General features: G+C 39.9%; 15 protein-coding genes and 1 pseudogene. 11 read left to right on the forward strand and 5 right to left on the reverse strand.

From position 1 onward, the window contains the following. Positions 1–78: 78 nt before the first annotated feature. The gene (cysK, locus tag M313_RS0111735; protein WP_162014426.1) at positions 79–1,044 is read right to left on the reverse strand and encodes a cysteine synthase A; all 966 of its coding nucleotides are present in this window, start codon (positions 1,042–1,044) and stop codon (positions 79–81) included. Positions 1,045–1,200: 156 nt separating this feature from the next. On the opposite strand from cysK, the gene thpR reads away from it, so the two are divergent. The 6 genes from thpR to M313_RS0111765 all read left to right on the forward strand — a co-directional run bounded on the left by thpR (position 1,201) and on the right by M313_RS0111765 (position 7,038). Further along, complete coding sequence (gene thpR / locus M313_RS0111740; protein ID WP_010195390.1) at positions 1,201–1,758, forward strand: RNA 2',3'-cyclic phosphodiesterase; 558 nt, start codon at positions 1,201–1,203, stop codon at positions 1,756–1,758. Positions 1,759–1,782: 24 nt separating this feature from the next. Then, positions 1,783–2,169, forward strand: coding sequence for a CidA/LrgA family protein (locus tag M313_RS23460; protein WP_162014427.1), 387 nt, complete (start codon positions 1,783–1,785; stop codon positions 2,167–2,169). Continuing rightward, entirely contained in the window at positions 2,159–2,848 is a 690-nt protein-coding gene (locus M313_RS0111750; protein WP_034774750.1) for an LrgB family protein, read from the forward strand. Before M313_RS23460 ends, M313_RS0111750 begins: the two co-directional genes overlap by 11 nt. Positions 2,849–2,864: 16 nt before the next feature. Next, positions 2,865–3,809: a hypothetical protein gene (locus tag M313_RS0111755; protein ID WP_010195393.1), complete on the forward strand. Its 945-nt coding sequence runs from the start codon at positions 2,865–2,867 to the stop codon at positions 3,807–3,809. A gap of 105 nt (positions 3,810–3,914) precedes the next feature. After that, complete coding sequence (pulA, locus tag M313_RS0111760) at positions 3,915–6,065, forward strand: type I pullulanase (protein ID WP_010195394.1); 2,151 nt, start codon at positions 3,915–3,917, stop codon at positions 6,063–6,065. Positions 6,066–6,252: 187 nt separating this feature from the next. Then, complete coding sequence (locus M313_RS0111765; protein ID WP_029326461.1) at positions 6,253–7,038, forward strand: phosphotransferase family protein; 786 nt, start codon at positions 6,253–6,255, stop codon at positions 7,036–7,038. Here the strand turns inward: M313_RS0111765 and M313_RS0111770 are convergent. After that, positions 7,033–7,311 carry a YtzH-like family protein gene (locus M313_RS0111770; protein WP_010195396.1) on the reverse strand — a complete coding sequence of 93 codons (279 nt, stop codon included), beginning with the start codon at positions 7,309–7,311 and terminating at the stop codon, positions 7,033–7,035. The genes M313_RS0111765 and M313_RS0111770 overlap by 6 nt on opposite strands. Before the next feature lie 143 nt (positions 7,312–7,454). Here M313_RS0111770 and trmB point away from each other — a divergent pair, with 143 nt between their 5' ends. Beyond that, the gene (gene trmB / locus M313_RS0111775) at positions 7,455–8,096 is read left to right on the forward strand and encodes a tRNA (guanosine(46)-N7)-methyltransferase TrmB (protein WP_010195398.1); all 642 of its coding nucleotides are present in this window, start codon (positions 7,455–7,457) and stop codon (positions 8,094–8,096) included. Positions 8,097–8,190: 94 nt separating this feature from the next. Continuing rightward, positions 8,191–9,039: a YtnP family quorum-quenching lactonase gene (locus M313_RS0111780; protein WP_010195400.1), complete on the forward strand. Its 849-nt coding sequence runs from the start codon at positions 8,191–8,193 to the stop codon at positions 9,037–9,039. Between the two features lie 37 nt (positions 9,040–9,076). Here M313_RS0111780 and M313_RS0111785 read toward each other — a convergent pair whose 3' ends face one another. Then, positions 9,077–9,388 carry a PepSY domain-containing protein gene (locus M313_RS0111785; RefSeq protein ID WP_010195402.1) on the reverse strand — a complete coding sequence of 104 codons (312 nt, stop codon included), beginning with the start codon at positions 9,386–9,388 and terminating at the stop codon, positions 9,077–9,079. A gap of 248 nt (positions 9,389–9,636) precedes the next feature. On the opposite strand from M313_RS0111785, the gene M313_RS0111790 reads away from it, so the two are divergent. Then, the gene (locus tag M313_RS0111790; protein ID WP_010195404.1) at positions 9,637–10,707 is read left to right on the forward strand and encodes a M42 family metallopeptidase; all 1,071 of its coding nucleotides are present in this window, start codon (positions 9,637–9,639) and stop codon (positions 10,705–10,707) included. A gap of 77 nt (positions 10,708–10,784) precedes the next feature. After that, the gene (locus tag M313_RS0111795) at positions 10,785–11,321 is read left to right on the forward strand and encodes a DUF84 family protein (RefSeq protein ID WP_010195405.1); all 537 of its coding nucleotides are present in this window, start codon (positions 10,785–10,787) and stop codon (positions 11,319–11,321) included. 8 nt (positions 11,322–11,329) lie between these two features. On the opposite strand, the gene M313_RS0111800 is transcribed toward M313_RS0111795, so the two are convergent. Then, complete coding sequence (locus M313_RS0111800; RefSeq protein WP_010195408.1) at positions 11,330–11,770, reverse strand: YtoQ family protein; 441 nt, start codon at positions 11,768–11,770, stop codon at positions 11,330–11,332. Positions 11,771–11,940: 170 nt separating this feature from the next. Between M313_RS0111800 and M313_RS0111805 the strand changes: the two genes are divergently transcribed. Next, on the forward strand, positions 11,941–12,459 hold the full coding sequence (locus M313_RS0111805) for a hypothetical protein (RefSeq protein ID WP_010195410.1): 519 nt from the start codon (positions 11,941–11,943) through the stop codon (positions 12,457–12,459). 665 nt (positions 12,460–13,124) lie between these two features. Here the strand turns inward: M313_RS0111805 and M313_RS26990 are convergent. Next, positions 13,125–13,868: pseudogene (locus M313_RS26990) on the reverse strand (methyl-accepting chemotaxis protein); the annotation flags it as partial. Positions 13,869–14,169: the final 301 nt, after the last annotated feature.

Genomic DNA, 14,169 nt, shown 5'->3' on the forward strand with positions numbered 1-14,169 from the left:
GCGAGTGTCTGCAGCGCAAAGGAACGGCTTAAATTAAAAAGACCCTTATCTGCACCATGCAGCCAAGGGTCTTTTCGTTTATTCATTATCAAAATCAAAAAGATCCGTAGACAAATATCTCTCTCCCGTATCGCATGCGATACATACCACCACATCATCAGGCGTTAACCTTTTCGCCACTTCAATCGCAGAATAACAAGCAGCACCGGAAGATGGGCCAACCAGAATTCCTTCATGACGAGCAAGCTTTCGAGTGATATCATATGCATCCTCATCTTCAATCTTAAAAATCTCATCATATACTTCCTGATTCAATATATCGGGAATGAATCCAGGGCTAGTACCAACAAGCTTATGTTTCCCAGGCTTACCGCCGGAAAGGACTGGTGATCCTGCAGGTTCCACAACATGAACCGTCAATCCTTCATAATGCTTTTTCAGCTCTTCTCCTGTTCCGGTAATTGTTCCGCCAGTACCGGCAGTTGCGACAAAAGCCGATAATGGCTTGCCGATTTGATTCATTCCATCCATGATTTCGAGTGCCGTCGACTTTCTGTGAGCATCTGAATTGGCATGGTTTTCAAACTGCATCGGCATGAAGCTGTTTGGAATTTCTTTTACAAGTTCCTGTGCTTTTTTAATGGCACCTGGCATTTTTTCATCACCCGGTGTTAATACTACTTCTGCACCGTATGCTTTTAGTAGATTAATTCGCTCTTTTGACATTGTATCTGGCATGATCAAAATGGCCTTATATCCCCTTGCTGCAGCATTCATCGCTAAACCAATTCCGGTATTACCGCTAGTTGGTTCGATAATGGTTGCTCCAGGTTTGATTAGGCCATCCTTTTCGGCCTGGATAATCATATTAAACGCAGCTCTATCTTTTACACTGCCGCTGGGATTTTGGAATTCCAATTTTAGATACACTGTTGCCGCTCCTTTTGGCACAATGCGATTCAACTTTACAAGTGGCGTATCACCTATCAAATCAGCCATATTTGTAACAACCTTCACAACTACGCACAACCTTTCTCTATACATGACTCTAATAATCCGTATTGTATCATAAATTATAAAAACGGACTAAGCACATGGCTTATCATGGGATTAAGATTAAACTAACTATATCGTCTGTTTGGTGCTAAGATAATATTCAAGACTATAAAAGATATTTAGTAAAATAAGAAGGGTGAGAAAATGACGACACAAACTCATTATTTTGTTGCGGTACCTCTTCCACAACCGTTAAAGCAAGCGTTTCATTTATATATGAAAGAATTAAAAAGCCACTTTCCTTTTACAAGATGGGTGCATCCGGAAGACCTTCATATTACGCTTGCATTTTTAGGTGATTTGGAAGAAGGTCAAAAGGAAAAGTTGATAACTCTGCTTTCGAAAGTAGCTTTAAATCATCAACGATTTTCCCTCTCATTAAGTGAACTTGGCACATTCGGGAACCCCCAGTCACCACGTATTTTTTGGTACGGTATCGAAAAATCAATGGAACTCAATCAGCTTCGAAAGTCAGTATATGATGCCTGTGAGATGGTTGGACTCCAGCTTGACTCACGGCCGTTCCATCCGCATATAACGATTGCAAGAAAGTGGAAGGGACCAGGATCTATTGACAACAGTCTGCTTCCTGTACACAGTTCCCAAATAGAGACGTTTGCCGTGAATGATATCATTTTATATGAAACACATTTAAACAGATTGCCAAAATATGAAGAAAAGGAAATTTTTTCATTAGTATAGGAGTAGGATTAGAAAATGAGGGGAATGAAACTATTAATTCAAGTAGCAGTTTTTTATTTTATTTATAAAATCGGTGTAGTTCTACAAAGTACGCTTGAGGTCCCGGTTCCTGGTAGTATTATCGGAATGGTTTTGTTGCTTGTCTTACTTTTGACAGGACTTATGAAGGAGAGATATTTGCAGGGTGGGGCGAATTTGCTGCTTGTCTATCTCCCTTTGTTTTTTGTCCCTGCCACAGTAGGAGTCATGAATCATTTTGGGTTTCTTTCTAAGACAGAGGGGCTAATTATGTTGCTTGCTCTTTTAATAGGGACCATTATGGTCTTGGTAAGTTCGGGGTTGGTTGCTCAAAAAACGGCAGCATCTGTCGATAATAAGGCAGAGGCAACGGGAGTGATGGATGATGAATAGTTGGTTTGGTATCTCATTCATCCTTATCACCTATCTAGTTTTTCTCGCAATGAGGCATGTTTATAATCGATTTCGTATGCCGTTACTCAATCCTGTTGCCACTACGACTCTATTAATCATTGTCGGATTACTTTTGACTGATCTATCTTATGATACATATATGCTGGGAGGTTGGTGGATCCAAGAACTCCTCGGCCCTGCGGTAGTAGCGCTTGCTTACCCACTTTACCATCAACGCAAAAAAATATTACGCTATCGGGTTCCATTAATTGCAGGATTATTTTCTGGAATAGTTGTCGGCATGGTTACTGGGTTTATTTATGTAAAGGTGGCAAATTTATCTTCTATGTATGCCTCTTCGTTCCTTCCAAAGTCCGTGACTTCCCCCATTGCCATGGAAATCGCTGATCTTACCGGTGGATTACCAAGCTTAGCAGCAGCACTTGTTATCCTGAGCGGTATCATTGGTGCACTTTTCGGCCCGGGCTTAATGAGACTTCTTGGAATAACCCATTACTTAGGCATTGGAGTGGGCCTTGGTTGTGCTGCACATGGAATTGGAACTGCTAAAGCGATGGAATATGGGGAAGAAGAAGCGGCTTTCAGTTCCATCAGCATGACACTTTCTGCATTACTTTACGCACTGATACTGCCTGTTGCTATTCATTATTTATTATAGAAAAGAGTGAACGCCATTGGCACAATTAATCAAATTACAAGATTATATCACACGGTATGAAGCCGATATATATCGCTATCCTAATCAATATATCAGGTTGAAAAAGCAACAATGGAAGACTTATGAAGAGATGTTGAGAAACCCGGTTGATGCACAGAGTCCTTCCCACATTGCTCGATTGGAAAATACTACTCCCTCAAAAGAAGGCAAGCTAATCAGTCTCATGAAGTCTTTCAAGAAAAAGGATCAAGAAGAAGAGCTGTTTACAGGAAAACTCGTTACTACTGATACCAATCACGATGAAGAGTGGGAACTTCCAAGCATTACAGGCAATAAGACACCTGAAGAGAGAAAGCAGCAATTTCTTGATTCGATTCTTCCGCTTCAGCTCAAATGGGCAAGTTCAACCATCCGGGAAATGTCTTATTTACAGAAGAATTATAAACGTGAAAACTTACTAAAGTACTTTTTGCAGAGGTTTCCAGATACGTTTTTTGTTATGTATAAACCTATCTTTCTAGTAAAACAGGCGCCAGTCGAACTCGAAATTATCCTTATTACTCCGAACGAAATCATGGCTCTTTTTTATATGGAGGAGCAAGAAGAGAGTGTGGTTCTAGGAAATAATGATCGCTTCTGGTCTATCCGTGAGAAGGAAAAAGAAAGAAAAATTGTAAATCCCACGATTAGTTTGAACCGGATGGGATCGATTATCAAAAATATCCTTCCGCTGTATGATGTAAGCCTGCCTGTTACCAAGATTTTGTTACACCCAAAAGGATATATTGACATAACGGATGGACCAACAGATGTACAGGTGGTAGATAAACGTACGTATGAAAAATGGTTTGAGAAAATGCGGGCGAACAAACTCCCTTTAAAACATACTCAGCTAAAAGCAGCTGGAGCTTTGCTTTCTCATTGTCAGTCCACTTATATAGACAGACCGGAATGGCAATAATGGAGAATTATATGAATAGATGTCAAGCTTACGACTTTGTTTGAATAGGATAGAAAATGGTCAGTTCTAGAAGAAGCAAACTTTAGAAGAAAGGGAGGGAAATGCATGATTTTCATCAAAAGAGAATTCGACGCCTATTTAGATGAAATGGATAAAATCACTATTCTTTTGCCTAGCGGAAGTTATAACGGAGAATCAGCTTTCTTTACCCTTACAAACCAAGAATCTACCTACCCACTTGAGATTATAGATAGAAAAACGCTTCAGAACACGGTTAAATATATATGTAAAACAAATACGCCAATCTCCATCGGTTCCAAATATATGATTATAGATGAACACGGCAGGAAAACAGATTTGCAAATAGGGGCAGTTATTCGGACGGAAGCATTTGATGAAGCATTCTTTTATGAAAAAGATGACCTTGGAGCGAAATATCAAAAAGGGGAAACTACCTTTACCCTTTGGGCACCGACGGCATCTGCAGTGAAAATAAAACTGATGGCTCCCAAAAGTAAGGAAGGCATTTTCTATAGCCTCATCCCGGAGGAGAAGGGGATATGGCGAATTACAGTGCAGGGAGATCTGGAAGGATTCCTTTATACCTATCTTGTTTGCGTAAACCTTGTATGGAGAGAAGCAGTCGATCCATATGCAATTTCCTCAAACATTAATAGTGAGGCTGCAGTGATTGTAGATAAAGAAAAAGTAAACATTCCAAAAGTATCTATGCTTCCTTTTATGGATGCAACAGATGCGATAATATATGAGTTGCATGTACGTGACTTTTCCTCTCACCCAAAAAGCGGAATGATACATAAAGGTAAATATGCCGCTTTTAGAGAAGATCAAGTAGAAAAGTCCGAAATTGGTATTACAGGGGTTTCTTATCTCCAAAGTCTCGGAGTTACTCATATTGAGCTATTACCATTAAATGATTTTGGCGGAGTAGATGAGACAGAACCTGACAAGAACTATAATTGGGGCTATAACCCTCTTCTTTTTAATGTGCCTGAAGGAAGTTATGCGCTGGATGCCAATGATCCCTACTCGCGGATTTTGGAACTTAAAAACCTAATCAATACCTTGCACCAGAAAGACCTGAGGGTGATTATGGATGTCGTCTATAATCATGTGTATGTTCGCGAAGACTCCTCTTTTGAAAAAATAGTGCCTGGTTATTACTTTCGCCATGATGAGCATGGTATGCCTTCAAACGGGACTGGAGTAGGAAATGACATTGCATCCGAACGAAAAATGGTTCGAAAGTTTATCCTTGATTCCATTCGATTTTGGTTGCAGGAATATGATGTAGATGGCTTTCGATTTGACTTGATGGGTATATTAGATGTTCAGACCATGAATGCAGTAAAAGAGGCCGTATCCATCATTAAACCAGGAGCCATAATTCTTGGGGAAGGGTGGGAGCTGAACACCCCTTTAGCGGCTGACCGTAAAGCAATGATTCTGAATGCAAAGAAAATGCCGGGAATTTCATTCTTTAATGATATGGTTCGCGATTCTATAAAAGGCAGTACGTTCAACTTGTTTGACAGGGGATTTGCGCTTGGAAATACTCACAAGACAACTTTATTGAAACAAACTCTTGCCGGTAGTGTACAAATCGATCCGAATCATAAAGGACTGTTCCTGGAGCCCGTGCAATCAATCAACTATGTTGAATCCCATGACAATCACACCATGTGGGATAAAATGGCCGTCTGCAATAGTCATGAAGAAGAAGTAACGAGAATAAAGCGCCATCGCTTGGCCACTTCCGTCATCCTTTTATCTCAAGGGGTACCGTTTCTTCATGCAGGGCAAGAGTTTTTCCGGACAAAAGGCGGGGAGGAAAACAGTTATAAATCTCCAGATTCGGTCAATAATTTAGATTGGGAAAGAAAAGCGCTTTACGCAGAAAATGTGGACTTTGTCAGTGGTCTAATCTCCCTTCGAAAAGCACATAAAGCTTTACGCTTATCGACTGCTGCGGAAATAAAAAAACATGTGCGTTTTCCTTTTGAAAAAGGAAATATGCTCATGTATCATATCGGTGATGTGAAACAGTATGGAAAGTACAACCATATCCTTATTATTTTCCATAACGGAACGAATGCGGAAAACGTATCGATTCCATTGTCAGGAGAGTGGGATGTCCTTGTCGAAGGCAGTTCAGCAGGCGATTCGCCAATCCGCAAAGTAATCAATGAAATACAAGTCCCGTCTATCAGCACAGTTGTATTGGCACAATATTAATTGTTACACAAGGACTTGATTTAATTGGGAAATAACGATAAAATTTAAAAGATAGCTATTGTGAAATTGTTCAATAGCTGTTTTTTTGCTTAAAAAAAGATGTTAATATGAAAATTCTTATATATAGCGCTTGCGCTTTTCTAATATTTGATAATGAAAAGTTGTGTTGAAATTGAAGGTGAAATGGTTGGAACATTTATTAGGTGATGAGTGGAAAATCAGTCCTGCTGGTGGTTTAACGGGAGATGCATATTTTGCTCAAAATGAAGGGAAAAAGCTCTTCCTAAAAAGAAATTCATCGCCATTTTTGGCTGTTCTTTCAGCAGAGGGGATTGTCCCGAAATTGGTCTGGACAAAACGCTTGGAAAATGGAGATGTCATTACGGCCCAACATTGGATAAGTGCGAGAGAGCTCAAACCAAACGATATGAATATGGAAAGAGTGGCTCAGCTTCTACACAAGATCCACCACTCCAAAGAATTGCTTGATATGCTGACTCGATTGGGAAAAGAACCTGTGGAGCCATCGACTATATTGGAAGATATAAAAGGCGGGATGGCATTAGAACTCTTTTCTTTGGATGTGATTCAAAAATCACTTGATTTCTTGACGAAGGAAATTAAAAATGTCCTGTTCAAAGATAAGGTAGTCTGTCATTGTGATCTTAATCATAACAATTGGTTGCTTGCCGATAATCAGGAACTTTTCTTAATTGATTGGGATGGAGCTGTTATAGCGGATCCAGCTATTGACTTATGCATGTTATTATATTGGTATATCCCAGAACAAGAGTGGAATGACTGGCTTTCCACATATGGGATACCATTGACAGACGATTTGCGCCACCGTATGCATTGGTACGTGATAGCCCAGACTATTCTTTCCGTACAATGGTATCACCATAAAGACATTGAAAAAGAGAAACAAAACTGGTTGAACTATTTGGAAAGACTTTTACCGGTTGAACTATGAGTATTGGTCGATGCTATCGATCCAATTGGTGAATTTTGATTGATGAAGTTGATTGTGATCATGGTCATTACTGGAATTGATGCCAGCTTGGCTGTAGGAATAGATGTCTTGTAGAATGTTCTTTACATTCTGATCAATTTCATTATTGACCATTAATGATTTGATGACTCGCTCTAACTGCTCATATTCAGCAACAGAACCGCAACAATCAATTTGATGATCCGCCAAAATATCCTTTAGAAGATGTATTTGATCATGATAATTTAACGGCATTTGTCAGCACTCCTTTATTTTATATATGTACTAGCCTTTGTTTATTTATCATTCTTATACACGACAAAAGAATCGGTCCATCGCGATCGGTTTTTTTCTGTCATCGACTATAAACTATTAAAACGCCGAGGTGACCATACGAAATGAGATTCAGAAACAAACCGTGGGCAACAGATTTTATTGCTGAAAATTCTTTTTATTGCATTCCGGATCCTGAAAACCAAAAAGGAAAGTGGAATGAAATTTTTGGTAACAAGAACCCTATTCACATTGAAGTGGGAACGGGAAAAGGAACATTTGTTACAGAAATGGCAAAAGCAAATCCGACTATCAATTATATTGGTATAGAATTGTTTGAAAGTGTCATTGTCAAAGCATTGGAAAAAGCAGTAGCGGCCGATATCCCTAACGTTAAACTGTTGAATGTGAATGCGCAAAAGCTAGCTGAATATTTTGAGGCCGGTGAAGTGGACAGAGTTTATTTGAACTTCTCTGATCCATGGCCGAAAACTCGACATGAAAAGAGAAGATTAACTTACAAAGGGTTCTTGAATCTGTATAAAGAAGTGTTGGTTCCACAAGGGGAGATCCACTTTAAAACAGATAACCGTGGTCTTTTTGAGTATTCATTGATGAGCTTCTCAGAGTACGGGTTACTGTTAAAGTACGTTAGTCTAGATCTTCATAACAGTGAGTTTGAAGGCAATATCATGACGGAATATGAGGAAAAGTTTTCTAGCAAAGGATTCCCTATTTATCGTTGTGAGGTTAAATATCCAGAATAAATGATGAAGCGTCCTTTTCTGTTAGTGAGAGGGCGTTTTTTTTGTTACAATAAACTCATACATATAACTTTTCATAAAGGGAGAGAAATATAAAATGGAAACGCTAACATTTGGTAAGTGGAAGCTGACTTGGTTGAACGGTGGAGTGACTCACCTTGATGGTGGTGCAATGTTCGGTGTGGTACCGAAGGCTTTATGGTCAAAAAGGTATCCTGTAAATGACAAAAATCAAATAGAGCTAAGAACGGACCCGATCTTGATTCAAACGGGAGAACGCAATATCCTTATTGAGTCTGGACTTGGAAAAGGAAAGCTTTCCGACAAACAAAGACGCAATTTTGGTGCAACGGAAGAGTCAACTGTGGAAGAAGATTTGCAAAAGCTTGGGTTGACGCCAGAAGACATTGATACGGTCATCATGACTCATCTGCATTTTGACCATGTATGCGGACTTACAAAATGGGATGCGGCACAAAATAAGTATGTATCTGTATTTTCGAATGCAACCATTTATGCTTCTGAGGTCGAATGGAATGAAATGCGAAACCCCAATATTCGTTCAAGAAATACCTATTGGGAAATGAACTGGCAAGGCATCGAAGAACGGGTAAAAACATTTCAAGAGGAGATAACCATCATTAATGGAATCAAAATGATACATACAGGCGGACATAGTGATGGACATGCCATCATTGAAATGACACAAGGGGAAGAAACGCTTATTCATATGGCAGATCTCATGCCTACCCACGCCCATTCCCCGTCTTTATGGGTTCTTGCTTATGATGATTATCCGATGACATCCATAGAAGCAAAAGAGAAGTGGATCAAAGAGGGGATAAAACGTAATGCATGGTTTACCTTTTATCATGATGCATTTTACCGGGCAGTAAAATGGAATAAATCTTATGAAATACAAGATAAAATAGAGCGGAAAAGATAAAAAAGGCCTGGCAGTTTTTAAGCTGCCAGGCATGTGGTCAATTTAATTGATTTACATCCAATATGACTCCCGTATTCTTGTCGACGATGAATTCATATTGCTCCAATACGTCGTCAATTCTTCGGGAAATTCCGCCTCTGTAGATGGAGTAGGACATATCATTTCGTAAAATTGTCTCAGGCACCATCTGAATCCAGGAGCCGTCAACAGGGCCGCGCTTTTTAAACGCTTCCTTGGCAATTTTTAAAGCTTTTTCAGGTTTTATGGCTTGCTGCTTTGATGCTTCAGTAAATAGATATGCGGCTGCTGCACCAATTCCAGCACCGATCAGAAGTGCTTTCCATTTCATAATAGTATCATCCTTCCATATATCATACTCTTATTTTACGTAAGCCTTTTCAAATGGGAGTAGCTGATGAATTAAATTGATTCTGCCTATCTTACTAATAGTATAACTTGTAAAACAAATAAATGTCATGCTAAAGCTGGAAACAATAGAGAAAGTTCGATACAATATAGTTAAAATATTTCGATAATCTAACGAAGTATAGGTAATCATTCTACATATAGGTTTTGGAAAAAAAGGAGCTGACTTAGTTGAATCAGGAAACATTGACTTTATTTAAAACGTTAACGGAGCTGCAAGGTGCACCTGGATTTGAGCATGATGTTCGCCGCTTTATGCGCAGTGAATTGGAAAAGTACTCGGATGAAGTGGTACAAGATCGTCTTGGCGGTATATTCGGAGTGAAAAAAGGCGACGAAACCGGCCCAACTGTCATGGTTGCAGGCCATATGGATGAAGTCGGCTTTATGGTCACTTCCATTACAGAAAACGGCATGTTAAGATTCCAAACTCTTGGTGGCTGGTGGAGCCAAGTCTTGCTTGCTCAACGTGTGCAAGTAATGACAGACAATGGTCCAGTTGTTGGTGTTATTGGATCGATTCCTCCGCATCTTTTGGATGAAGCGAAACGCGCCAAGCCAATGGACATTAAAAATATGTTAATCGATATCGGTGCCGACAATAAAGAGGACGCGATTAACATCGGCATTAAACCAGGCCAACAGATTGTTCCTATCTGTCCATTTACACCAATGGCAAATGAGAAGAAGATTCTGGCTAAAGCCTGGGATAACCGTTATGGTTGCGGACTTGCTGTTGAATTATTAAAAGATCTTCAAGGTGAGACATTACCAAATGTCCTTTACTCAGGAGCTACTGTTCAAGAAGAAGTAGGTTTACGTGGAGCACAAACGGCTGCGAACATGATTAAACCTGATATCTTCTTTGCACTGGACGCTTCACCAGCCAACGATATGACTGGCGATAAAAAAGAATTCGGCCATTTAGGCAAAGGTGCATTATTGCGCATTTATGACCGTTCCATGGTGACACACACTGGTATGAGAGATTTTGTATTGGATACGGCAGAGTCTAATAGTATTCCTTATCAGTATTTTATTTCTCAAGGTGGCACAGATGCAGGGCGTGTTCACACATCCAATGAGGGAGTACCTTCAGCGGTGGTGGGAATTTGTTCACGCTATATCCACACGCATGCTTCCATGGTTCATGTGGATGATTATGCTGCAGCAAGAGAGCTCATTGTCAAACTTGTAAAATCTGCGGATCAATCTACAGTAGACTCGATTAGAAGCAGATAATGAAATAATGTTGGAAAGCGATGGGGAAACCTCATCGTTTTTCTTTTTGATACTTTCAATGGAAAGGTGAGGTAAAGATGAAAGTGATTGTCGGTTCAAAAAATCCTGCAAAATATGGGGCTGTGCAGGATGCAATGAGAGAACTTGAGATGGAAGCTGAAACAATTGCACTTGAAGTAGAATCTGGTGTAAGTAAACAACCAATGACCGATCAAGAAACGATTGAAGGGGCATTGCATCGTGCTAGAGCGGCTCTAAAAGAAATCGACGATGCAGACTTTGCCATCGGACTTGAAGGAGGCGTTGTCCTCGGTTCAACCCCATCCTCAGAAGTTATGGTCTGTAATTGGGGGGCGCTAGTTGCTAAAGACGGCAAAGAATACATAGCGGGTGGTGCTAGAATTCCTTTGCCTGATGATTTTAAAGAGGAACTCCTAGCAGGTAAAGAGCTTGGTGATTTAATGGATGAGTACTATCAGCGGAAAGACATCAGGAAACATGAAGGGGCATTGGGGATCTTTACTGATGGTGCTGTATCAAGGATGGAAATGTTCCAGCATGTAAGTAAGCTATTGATAGGTCAATGGAGATATAATGTGAAAAAGCAGGCTTAGGGCCTGCTTTATTCCAATACGTAGGTAAGTACTTTTAAGGCTTGGTTGACTGTTTCAACTGTCACATTTGCTTTATTGGATAGCTCTTTTAATGGATGATGAAGGTTTTCCGGACGAATTAAGATAAGTGGTTTTTGAAGGCTGATCGCTGCACTTGCGTCCATTGCGGTGTTCCATTGTTTATACTTTTCTCCGAATAGGGCAATGACTAGATCAGACTTTTTCATTAAGAGTTCTGTACGAAGATTATTGATTTGAGATGCTGCTTCGTCTTTCGCAATAGAGCTTGGCTGCGTACCCATGATCGCTTCCCCAATGTTGTCTGAGCGCTCATGGTCTGTCATTGGTCCAACGAATTCTAACGGAAGATCCAGTGCTTGTGCTTTGTCTATTAATTCCTCTCTCCAACTAGTATGGATTTCACCAGCCAGGTAAACAGTAAATTTCATGACAATCCCTCCAAATAGTACCTCTTGTTATTTGCCTATTTCTTAGTCTATCATAAAATAGGGGAATTAAGTGATAATTCCAACTTATCCTTGTCAAGGATAAAGATTTATAGGTATGATAGGTTTAGTGTGTGTTTTCTAGTCTTATTGTACTAAAGGGAGTGGAGAGTTTGAGTTTTGGAAGAGCCATTATTTCTATTTTATTTTTATCCTTACTATTTTTAACCGGATGTTCTGTCTCAATTGAAGACGCCACACAAAAATCTGTTGATACTTTTGAGGAAACATTTAAAGCACAACCACTAGAGACTTATGAGGATACAGATATATTTGCTTATCATTTGCCCACTGGGTTTACCATTGATTCTGAATCGGAGAACAATATTGTTCTTACACAGGACAAGCAAACTTATCTTTTGTTTGTAAACCCTTTCGAGCCAACAGATTCTGAGGTATTATATGATTCTACAAAGATGAATCTTTCTGATTTATTGGTAGATCATACTGTCAATGAGGACAACCGCTTAGGTTACTTGCTGATTTCACCGGTTGATGGGGAAGAGGAAGAGTTTTATGAGGTGACAGTAGGCTTGGGTGGAGTAAAGATGACCACCGTAACAGATACGAGCAATATGGAAGCTAGTACAAAGAGCATGATGGAGATTATTTCTTCTGTGAAAATTAAATAAGTGTAAGTAAGAATACGAAGGGGAAACCTGGAGTATTCTTTTTTTATTGTTTAGTAAATTATAAAATAATTGGATTGTGGATAGTCTTCAGAATAATTCTTAATCGCCGTTATGAAGACATCAGTGACGAAAAACCAGGAGGAGAGATGTCCTCATCACCGTTATGAAGACATCAGTGACGAGAAATCAGGAGGAGAGATGTCCTCATCACCGTTATGAAGACATCAGTGACGAGAAATCAGGAGAAGAGGTGTCCTCATCACCGTTATGAAGACATCAGTGACGAGAAATCAGGAGAAGAGACGTCCTCATCGCCGTTATGAAGACATCAGTGACGAGAAATCAGGAGGAGAGGTGTCCTCATCACCGTTATGAAGACATCAGTGACGAGAAACCAGGAGGAGAGGTGTCCTCATCACCGTTATGAAGACATCAGTGACGAGAAATCAGGAGAAGAGATGTCCTCATCGCCGTTATGAAGACCTTGGTGACAAGGGATTTTATTGAAATGGTCAAAGATGAGAGCAAAGGAAAGATCCGGCCAAGGCCTATATTTCAAAGCTATGCGAAAAGTGAAAAAACGTCCCAAGAGATTAAGTTCTTGGGACGTGGTTTTAGGTAGCGTTAGCGATTTTGTTCTTTATTTGTTTTATAGCTTATTCTCTTTATCTTCCGTTGCTGCGGTTTGTTCGGTGGAGGCTGCAGCTTCTTCGTGTATCCACTTTTTCTTTTAGTTCTTCTTCGTCATCGATATAGTTGGATGAAGTTTCATCTTCTATTTCTTCCGAATCAAGTTGATCATCGACATAATCTGTTTCATCTTCAGGAAGTGCATTCTCATCTTCAACTGTAAACTGACTGACTTCTTCTTGAAGTTCATTGGCGATATCTGATAGGGAAATTGCGGCTTCGTTGACTTGTTCGATGGCAAGTATTTGGTGTTCGCTCGAAGCACTTACCTGTTCGGAAGTTGCGGCTGCCTCTTCGGAAATATAATGTACTTCTGATAATTTTTCTTCAAGCTGTTTGTTTGATTCTGTTACATGGCCAATTGCTTCTTGCACATCATCTACTTTATGGTTTATTTCCATAACATTTCCGGCAATTTTTTCAAAAGATGATTTCGTTTGATTGACTGATTCCTGTTGGAGATCTCTGTATTCATTGAATTGTAGTGCATCGTCTGAAAGCTTGCCCATTTGCTTGCCCATTTCTGTTACTAACTTTTTAATAGACAATGCTTCATGTTTGGAGCGTTCAGCCAATTTTCTAACCTCTTGTGCCACCACTGCAAACCCTCTGCCGGCTTCACCTGCACGAGCAGATTCGATTGCAGCATTCAATGCAAGAAGGTCCGTGTTTTCAGCAATCTCCTGGATGGTGCCGACGATGGAGTTAATTTGTTGTGACTGCTTTGTGGCTTGTTGCACTCGTTCTGTTAGATGGTTGGCAAGTTCAAGAAATTGTTCGGAAGAGTTATATAAATCTTTTACCACTGTTAGTCCGTCTTCTCCCATTGTTCTTGCGTGATCGGCCTTAGTCTTAATGTCTTTACTCAATTGGTTTGCCTGTTCTACTGCATTTTTCACTCGCTTTAGGATATCTGTACTTTCATCGAGATGAAGTGCTTGTTCACTTGACCCAATGGCCACTTGTTTTATGGCTTCGTTCACTTCTGTAGATTGGGCAGTCGTCTCTTCTGAAATCGCG

The sequence above is a fragment of the Bacillus sp. m3-13 genome (genome assembly GCF_000175075.1).
GTDB lineage: Bacteria > Bacillota > Bacilli > Bacillales > Bacillaceae_I > Sutcliffiella_A > Sutcliffiella_A horikoshii_C.